Genomic DNA, 7,693 nt, shown 5'->3' on the forward strand with positions numbered 1-7,693 from the left:
AGACGCTCACCCGCAGCGCCTTCGAGTCCAACTACCTGGCGTTCCACCGCGAGCTGCCCGAGATCGTCCAGGCGCCGACCTCGGTGCTGGCCGACCCTCGGTCTCCCCGATCGACACCCGCACGCCCTCCGGGAACGGCCGGACGATCACGCCGGCCTCGGCGCAGGCCACGGCGAAGTCCGCCGAGCGGTCGCCGAGCCACAGCCAGACGAAGTTGGCCTGCGAGTCCGGGATCTCCCAGCCCTGGGCGCGCAGCCCGGCCACCACCCGGTCGCGCTCGCCGACCAGCGCCTCCACCCGCTCCAGCAGCGCCTGCTCCGAGCGCAGCGAGGCGACGGCGGCGTCCTGGGCGAGCTGGCTGACGCCGAACGGGACGGCGGTCTTGCGCAGCGCGTTCGCCACCGGCTCGTGGGCGATCGCGAAGCCGACCCGCAGCCCCGCCAGGCCGTACGCCTTGGAGAAGGTGCGCAGCACGCACACGTTCGGGCGGTCGCGGTAGAGGTCGATGCCGTTGGGCACCTCGGGGTCGCGGATGAACTCGATGTACGCCTCGTCCACGACCACCAGGACATCGGCGGGCACGGCGTCGATGAAGCGTTCCAGCTCGGCGCGGTGGATCACGTTGCCGGTGGGGTTGTTGGGGTTGCAGACGAAGATCAGTCGGGTGTTCGGCGTGATCGCGGCCAGCATCGCGTCGAGGTCGTGGTCGCCGCCCGCCGTGATCGGCACCGGGACGGGAGTCGCGCCGGCGACCTGGGTGATGATCGGGTAGGCCTCGAAGGAGCGCCAGGCGAAGATCACCTCGTCGCCCGGGCCGGCCGTGGCGAGGACCAGCGACTGGGCGACGCCGACCGAGCCGGTGCCGGTGGCGATGTGCTCGGCGGGGACGCCGAAGCGGGCGGCCAGCTCGGCGGTCAGCTCGCTGACGCCCATGTCGGGGTAGCGGTTGAACGAGCCCGCCGCCGCGATCGCCGCCTCCAGCACGCCGGGCAGCGGGTCGTTCGGGTTCTCGTTCGAGGACAGCTTGTAGGCGTCGGCGCCGGCCGGCTTGCCGGGCTTGTAGGTGGGGATGCCGTCCAGGGTCGGCCGCAGGCGCGGGCCCTGCGCTGACGTACCACTGCTCACCGTCGTACTCCTTCGTGTCTCTCCGGTCCGCCCCGCCGTGCCACGGTCGGGATCACCGCCGTGGCCCGGGACATCGGAACGCGCCCGGACCACCCCGGTCGGGTGCCTTGCACGATACCGACCGGCCCTCACCCGTAGGAGTGAGATGCCCGGACGGGTTACAGGCGCGGATCAGCCATTCTGCAGGGTTCCAATGGCACATGTCAGAGGTAAGACGGCTGGTTTCGGGCGGGTATCGAAGGGGCGCACCCCGGCTCGTTCATGGAGAAACGTATCTCCAAAGGCTCCCGATGCGCCGGTCACAGACCCTTGTCAGGAGCCATACGATCGGTCCGCCATGACAGCAGCAGCCAACCAGAGCGGTCGGCGTCCCACCACCTCACGGCGTCTGGAGCGGGCCGGCATCCGGGATGTGGCAGCAGCCGCCGGAGTGTCGATCACCACCGTCTCCGACGCTCTGAACGGAAAGGGCCGCCTGCCCGACGAGACCCGCAGCCGGGTGCGCGAGGTCGCCGAGCGCCTCGGCTACCGCCCCTCCGCGGCGGCCCGCACCCTGCGCACCGGACGGTCCGGCCTGATCGGGCTGACCGTCACGACCTACGGCGAAGAGCCCTTCACCTTCACCGAGTTCGCGTACTTCGCCGAGATGGCCCGGGCCGCCACCAGCGCCGCCCTGGGCCGCGGCTACGCGCTGGTGGTGCTGCCCGCCTCCTCCCGCCACGACGTCTGGGGCAACATCGCCCTGGACGGCACCGTGGTGATCGACCCGCCCGACCAGGACCCGCTGGTCAGCGAGTTGTACCGGTCCGGCGTCCCGGTGGTCAGCGACGGCAAGCCCGGCAACTGCCCGGTCACCGCCTGGGTCGACAACGACCACGAGGCCGCCGTGCTCGGCATCCTGGACCACCTCTCCGAGGCCGGCGCCCGCCGGATCGGCCTGCTCACCGGCACCAGCACCGACACCTACACCCGGCTCTCCACCGAGGCCTACCTCGGCTGGTGCGCCAAGGTCGGCCAGGAGCCGGTGTACGAGGCGTACCCCGCGCACGACCCGGCGGCCGGCGCGGTGGCCGCCGACCGGCTGCTCGCCCGCCCGGACCGCCCGGACGCCGTCTACGGGCTGTTCGACCCCAACGGCACCGATCTGCTCGCCGCCGCCCGCCGGTACGGCCTCCGCGTGCCGGACGACCTGCTGCTGGTCTGCTGCAGCGAGAGCGACGTCTACGCCGCCACCGAGCCGCCGATCACCACGCTCTCGCTCAAGCCGCGCAAGATCGGCACCACCGTGGTCAACCTGCTGATCGACGCCATCGAGGGCGTCGACTCCGGCACCGGCGTGGACATCGCCCGGCTCTTCCCGCCGCGCTTCCGCACCGCCGGGAACGGCCCGCCGCCGGGCACCCTGATGCCCACCGAGCTGATCGTCCGCGCCTCCTCCCAGCGGCGGAGCCCGCGCACCACCGTCAGCCCGCCCCGTCCGCCGGGCGAGGTCTGAGGGGCCGGCCCCGGCCTCCACCCCCTCGCCCGTCAAGCGCGGTCCAGACCTCGGACGAGGCCCGGACCGGGCGCGGACCGGGCCGACGCCCCGTCGACGCGCTGACGAGACCCTACCGAGCCGGGACAAAACGGACCTTGCGGGACGGCCCGGCTGACGCTCCGGAGGATTGGATACCCACCAGGTGACGACGGCGGGAGAGTGGTCTTCCTATGATGGGCGAATGACTCCCGAGGACCGCTTCCCCGGACCCGAGCACCCCCACTCGGGCCCCCGCCACCAGCCGGACCTCGACGTGCTGCCGTACGGCACCTACTACGAACCCGAGTCCGCACCGGGCTACCAGGACGCTCCGTACGACGCGGAGACCTACAGCGGCTACGGCGGCGCACGCTACCTGGAGCAGCACTGGCCCGCGGACGGCCAGCGGCACGGCCACACCGTGCACGCCCAGGGAGTCGGCGCCGACCACCCCCGGGCGTTCGCGCACCAGGGGCAGGGCGGGTACGACGGCGCCGACGGCTACGAGGAGCAGGGGGGCTTCGAGGAGCAGCAGGGCGCCTACGAGGAGCGGAACGGGTACCAGGAGCGAGCCGGCTACGACGGAGCGAACGGCTACCAGGACCGCCCCGGCTACGAGGAGCAGGGCACGTACGAGGAGCAGGCCGCGTACGAGGACCACGGCGGCTACGACGACCGCTCCGGCTACGAGCCCACCCTGCCGGACCAGCCCTCCCCCGCCCACCGGCTCGCCGGCCGCGACGACCCGCCGACCATCGAGCTGGGCCCGCCGCTGCCCGACCCCGCAGCGCCGACCTACCCGTACCCGGCCCCCGGCCCCGGCGAGCCGCCCGGCCCGGTCTACGTCGTCGGCGACGTGCACGGCTACCTCGAGGAACTGCGCGCCGAACTGCGCCACCAGGGCCTGATCGACGAGGACGGCCACTGGTCGGCCGGGCGGGCCCGGATCTGGTTCCTCGGCGACTTCACCGACCGCGGCCCTGACGGCATCGGCGTCATCGACCTGGTCATGCAGCTCGCCGCCGAGGCCGCCGCGGCCGGCGGCTACTGCCGCGCCCTGATGGGCAACCACGAACTGCTGTTCCTGGGCGCCGCCAAGTACGGCGACGAGCCCGTCCAGTCCACCGCCGGCACCGCCTCCTTCCTCGCCGCCTGGCGGCTCAACGGCGGCCAGCAGAACGACCTGGACCGGCTGGAGGCCCACCACATCAGCTGGCTCTCCCGGCTGCCCGCCATCGCGCTGGAGGACGGGCACCTGCTGCTCCACTCCGACACCACCGCGTACCTGGAGTACGGGGAGTCCATCCCCGACGTCAACGACGCCGTGCACAGCGTGCTCGCGGACGGCGGCGTCGACGAGTGGTGGGACTGCTTCCGCCGCTTCACCAAGCGCTTCGCCTTCCGCGGCGACGCCGGACCGACGGCCGTCCACGAGCTGCTCGACACCTACGGCGGCACCCGGATCGTGCACGGGCACAGCCCGATCCCGTACCTCACCGGCGCGGTGCACGCGGACGACGGGCAGCCGCCGCACATCCCGGGGCCGTACGTCTACGCGGACGACCTGGCGGTGGCGATGGACGGCGGGGTCACCATGGAGGGCCGGCTGCTGGTCGCGCGGCTGCCGATCTGACGACCTGATCCGCAGTCAATCCGCTGGAATCGTCGAACGCTTGTTCCCGGCGCTCGCGGTGCCGAATGCGCGCGGCCCGGGGCGCGAAATTCCGGAAACCGACTGTCAGCACAGGCGCGCCCGCCCCTACCATGAGGCACACCACACCCGGCCGCCCGTCCGGCGGCCCGCCTCCGCGCCCGTTTCGGCGTCCTGAGGGTCCCCGCGTCCTCGATGCGCGTCCTTCCTCGATGCCGGTCGGGGTCCGCATGAACGGGGTCCCCATGTCCAACCCCCCGCCGCTGCTCGCCGAGGACCGCCCGGAGTACGAGCGCCTCCTCGGCGAAGCCCTGCGCGACCGCACCGTCCTCGCCGCCCTGCGCGCCCCGGGCGCGCTCACCGCCGACCAGCTGCGCGTCCGCGCGCTGCGGGACGCCGACCGCGTCAACGCCGCGGCCGCGACCGAGTACGCCCACTACACCGGGCTGCGCGAGAGCCTGCGCACCACGCCCCCACCGCCGACCGACGCCGAGCCGTACGCCCCCGGACTGCTCAGCCAGCTGCGCTCGGGCAACGGCGGCGCCGGGCTGTTCCCCGTCCTCACCGTGCTCACGCCGATCCTCGCCTGGTCCGCCGCGCTGGTGCTGCTGCTGATCGGCTACCTGCTGCGCGCCGCCGACTCCGGGCTCGCCCTCGCCGGTTCCCTGGTCACCGCCGGCTGGGTGGCGCTCGCCGCCGGGGTCGTCGCGATGGCCGTCGGCACCATCGGGCTGCTCCTCACCGCCATACGCGGCGGAGCGGCCGTCCCGGCCGGCATCGACCGGGAGCTGGCCGCCGAACTCACCGCAGCCCGCGGCGAATGGCGCACCGCCCTGCGCGACCGCGGCCTGCTGCCCTACCTCCACGCCCACCTGCCGGCCGTGCCCGGCCGCCCCGTCCCCGCCTTCAGCAGCCCCGGGTTCACCCCACCCGACTACAGCAGCCCCGACTTCAGCAGCCCCGACGGCAGCGGCCCCGGCCGCACCGGCCCCGGCCCGGGCGACCCCGCCGGCGCCGCGGGGCACACCACCCGGCCCGCCGCCTTCACCACCCCCGACTTCACCGGCCCCGGCTACACCTCGCCGGACTTCACCGGGCCGGACGACGTGCGCTGAACCGAGCCGCGGCCGTGCGCCCAGGGCCTCCGCCGGTCAGGCGGCCGGCACCGCCGTCGCCACGCCGGTGTTCCGCGCCGGCCGGCCGTCCGACGGCCAGGTCGACGGCGGGGTCGACGGCCGGGCCGACAGCCGGGCGGACAGCGCCCGCTGGCCGTTCGCGATCCACCGCACCGGCCAGCGCAGCAGCACGTACAGGGTCAGCGCCCAGCCCAGCGCGTGCACCGTCCAGACGCCCGCCATGGTCGGGCCGCCCCAGGCGTGGTGGTAGTCGGTGTGCAGGTACCAGATCGGGTAGCCGAAGTTCCGCACCGAGTTGAACAGCGCGTAGCCGACGACGACCAGCGCCGCCGCGTCCAGCGGCAGGCCGAGCACCAGCCGGGCCAGCACCCGGCCGCCCGTCCAGCCCCGGCCGCCGGACACCCGCTGCTGCCACCGCGCGGCCCGCCCGGGCCGCCCGGTCAGGATCAGTGCCGCCCCCACCGCGCCGGCCGGCAGCGCCAGTCCGGCCCGGACGGCGTCGCGGACGACGGTGCCCACTGCGGTGCTGGACTGACGGTGGATCGCGGACATTCTCGGGCTCCTTCACCCTCGCTCGGCTGTTGTCCTCATCCTGGCGCGGCACCACCCCGCCGATCGTCACACCGGGGAGCCGGATCGGACGTCATACCGGGGTACTACCCGCCCCCGTCCCCGGCTCCTCGGCGGCGGACGCACCCGCCGTGCCCACCACGTCCGCCGCGGCCACCACGTCCGCCGCGTCCGCCGCGGCCCGCGCGAACTCGCGGACCCGAGCGGTGGTGTTGCCCCGCCGCCAGACCAACCCCCGCTCGATCAGCGGGGCGTCGTGGATCGGGACGTACGCGAGGTCCGGCCGCGGGTAGTACCGGCGGCAGAGCTCGCCCACCGGCAGGACGCCCCGGCCCATCGCCACCAGGCTGAGCATCTCGGAGAACGTCCCGCCGACCGGGCCCTCGGGGACCGGGCGGCCGGACGGCGTGCGGTCGGGCGTGCGGTCCCGCTTGAAACCGACCGAGGTCACCGCCGGGTACTGCACCACCGGGTGGTCGGCGAGCACCTCCAGCGACACCGAGGCCTCGGCGGCCAGCCGGTGCCCGGCCGGCACGGCCAGGACGCGCCGCTCGGTGAGCACGACGGGCCCGAGGGCCATACCACCGAAGGGGAAGGACGCGACCAGCACGTCGATCGAGCCGTCCTCCAGGCTGGACCGGGAGTTGGCGAGCTGCACCTCACGGACGTCCACCCGGCAGTCGGGGTGGCGCTCCCCGAACAGCGCAACGGCCCTGGTCACCACCGGCGCCGTCCACTCCCCGAGGAACGCGACCCGCAACTCCCCGGTCACCCCCGAGCTGGCGTCCACCGCCCGGCGCACCGCCTCCTCGATCGCGGCCACCGCCGGCGCCAGGTCCTCGGCAAGCCGGCGCCCCACCGCGGTGATCCGGACGGACCGGCTGGTGCGCTCGAACAGCGGGCCGCCGATCCGGCGCTCCAGCGTCCTCACCACCTGGCTGACCCGCCCGGTGCTGAGGTGCAGCCGCTCGGCGGTCCGGCCGAAGTGCAGTTCCTCGGTCAGCGCGAGGAAGACCTCGATCTCCAGTCGTTCCAGCACGTCGGCCCCCGTCGTTGAACCCGCGATCGTTAAGTCAGACTCAACGATCGTACGGTGATCGGGCATTGATGTCCGCCAGCGGGCGGAGGATCGTGGAACCCGTTCCCACCCGCCACTCCCGACCGGAGCCGATCACCATGCGCGTCATCGCCCTCGACCACCTGGTCCTCAACGTCAGCGACATCGAGCGGTCCCTGGCCTTCTACACCGGACTGCTCGGCCTGGAGCCCGTCCGGGTCGACGAGTGGCGGGCCGGCAAGGTCTCGTTCCCCTCCGTCCGGGTCACCGGCGACACCATCATCGACCTGTTCCACCGCCCCCGGCACGAGTCCAACGTCGACCACATCTGCCTCACCGTCGAGCCCCTCGACTGGCAGGAGGTGATCGACTCCGGCGCCTTCACCGTCCTCGAAGGCCCGGTCAGCCGCTACGGCGCCCGCGGCGACGCCGTCTCCCTCTACGTCCAGGACCCGGACGGCAACACCGTCGAGCTCCGCTGGTACCCCCAGGACGCCACGAGCTGACCGGCCGTCCTCGCAGCGGGAGGCGCCGTCCCGGCCCGACAGGGCGGCGTCCTGATCGATCGAGCCGGACTCGCGCAGGTCCGAGACCATCGGCCGCTTGTCGGTGCGCTGTTCCGGGCCACGGTTCAGCTG

The 7,693-nt window shown here is 73.8% G+C and carries 7 protein-coding genes and 1 pseudogene; 4 read left to right on the plus strand and 4 right to left on the minus strand.

Features of this window, described 5'->3' with window-relative positions; translation table 11 throughout:
• Window positions 1-6: 6 nt before the first annotated feature.
• On the minus strand, window positions 7-1,125 hold the full coding sequence (gene hisC / locus ABT247_RS29670; protein ID WP_350748549.1) for a histidinol-phosphate transaminase: 1,119 nt from the start codon (window positions 1,123-1,125) through the stop codon (window positions 7-9).
• Between the two features lie 337 nt (window positions 1,126-1,462).
• Between hisC and ABT247_RS29675 the strand changes: the two genes are divergently transcribed.
• The 3 genes from ABT247_RS29675 (at window position 1,463) to ABT247_RS29685 (ending at window position 5,407) form a co-directional block, all read left to right on the plus strand.
• Window positions 1,463-2,620, plus strand: coding sequence for a LacI family DNA-binding transcriptional regulator (locus ABT247_RS29675; protein WP_270145572.1), 1,158 nt, complete (start codon window positions 1,463-1,465; stop codon window positions 2,618-2,620).
• Window positions 2,621-3,338: 718 nt separating this feature from the next.
• Window positions 3,339-4,274, plus strand: a complete 936-nt coding sequence (locus ABT247_RS29680) for a metallophosphoesterase (RefSeq protein ID WP_350748561.1) — start codon at window positions 3,339-3,341, stop codon at window positions 4,272-4,274.
• Window positions 4,275-4,537: 263 nt separating this feature from the next.
• Entirely contained in the window at window positions 4,538-5,407 is an 870-nt protein-coding gene (locus ABT247_RS29685; protein WP_350748552.1) for a hypothetical protein, read from the plus strand.
• Window positions 5,408-5,443: 36 nt separating this feature from the next.
• On the opposite strand, the gene ABT247_RS29690 is transcribed toward ABT247_RS29685, so the two are convergent.
• Entirely contained in the window at window positions 5,444-5,980 is a 537-nt protein-coding gene (locus tag ABT247_RS29690) for a hypothetical protein (RefSeq protein WP_350748555.1), read from the minus strand.
• Between the two features lie 91 nt (window positions 5,981-6,071).
• Window positions 6,072-7,037 carry a LysR family transcriptional regulator gene (locus ABT247_RS29695; protein WP_350748558.1) on the minus strand — a complete coding sequence of 322 codons (966 nt, stop codon included), beginning with the start codon at window positions 7,035-7,037 and terminating at the stop codon, window positions 6,072-6,074.
• Window positions 7,038-7,174: 137 nt separating this feature from the next.
• On the opposite strand from ABT247_RS29695, the gene ABT247_RS29700 reads away from it, so the two are divergent.
• Window positions 7,175-7,561 (plus strand): VOC family protein, encoded by a 387-nt coding sequence (locus ABT247_RS29700; RefSeq protein ID WP_350748564.1) that lies wholly within the window; start codon window positions 7,175-7,177, stop codon window positions 7,559-7,561.
• A 45-nt stretch (window positions 7,562-7,606) separates the two neighbouring features.
• Here ABT247_RS29700 and ABT247_RS29705 read toward each other — a convergent pair.
• Window positions 7,607-7,693 (minus strand): annotated as a pseudogene (locus ABT247_RS29705) (DnaB-like helicase C-terminal domain-containing protein); the annotation flags it as partial.

The sequence above is a fragment of the Kitasatospora sp. NPDC001539 genome (genome assembly GCF_040298565.1).
In the GTDB taxonomy this organism is placed as follows: Bacteria; Actinomycetota; Actinomycetes; order Streptomycetales; family Streptomycetaceae; genus Kitasatospora.

Coding starts and splice junctions, on each gene's coding strand:
- ABT247_RS29675 (WP_270145572.1), top strand. CDS start 1,463: ATGACAGCAGCAGCCAACCAGAGCGGTCGGCGTCCCACCACCTCACGG.
- ABT247_RS29685 (WP_350748552.1), top strand. CDS start 4,538: ATGTCCAACCCCCCGCCGCTGCTCGCCGAGGACCGCCCGGAGTACGAG.
- ABT247_RS29690 (WP_350748555.1), bottom strand. CDS start 5,980: ATGTCCGCGATCCACCGTCAGTCCAGCACCGCAGTGGGCACCGTCGTC.
- ABT247_RS29700 (WP_350748564.1), top strand. CDS start 7,175: ATGCGCGTCATCGCCCTCGACCACCTGGTCCTCAACGTCAGCGACATC.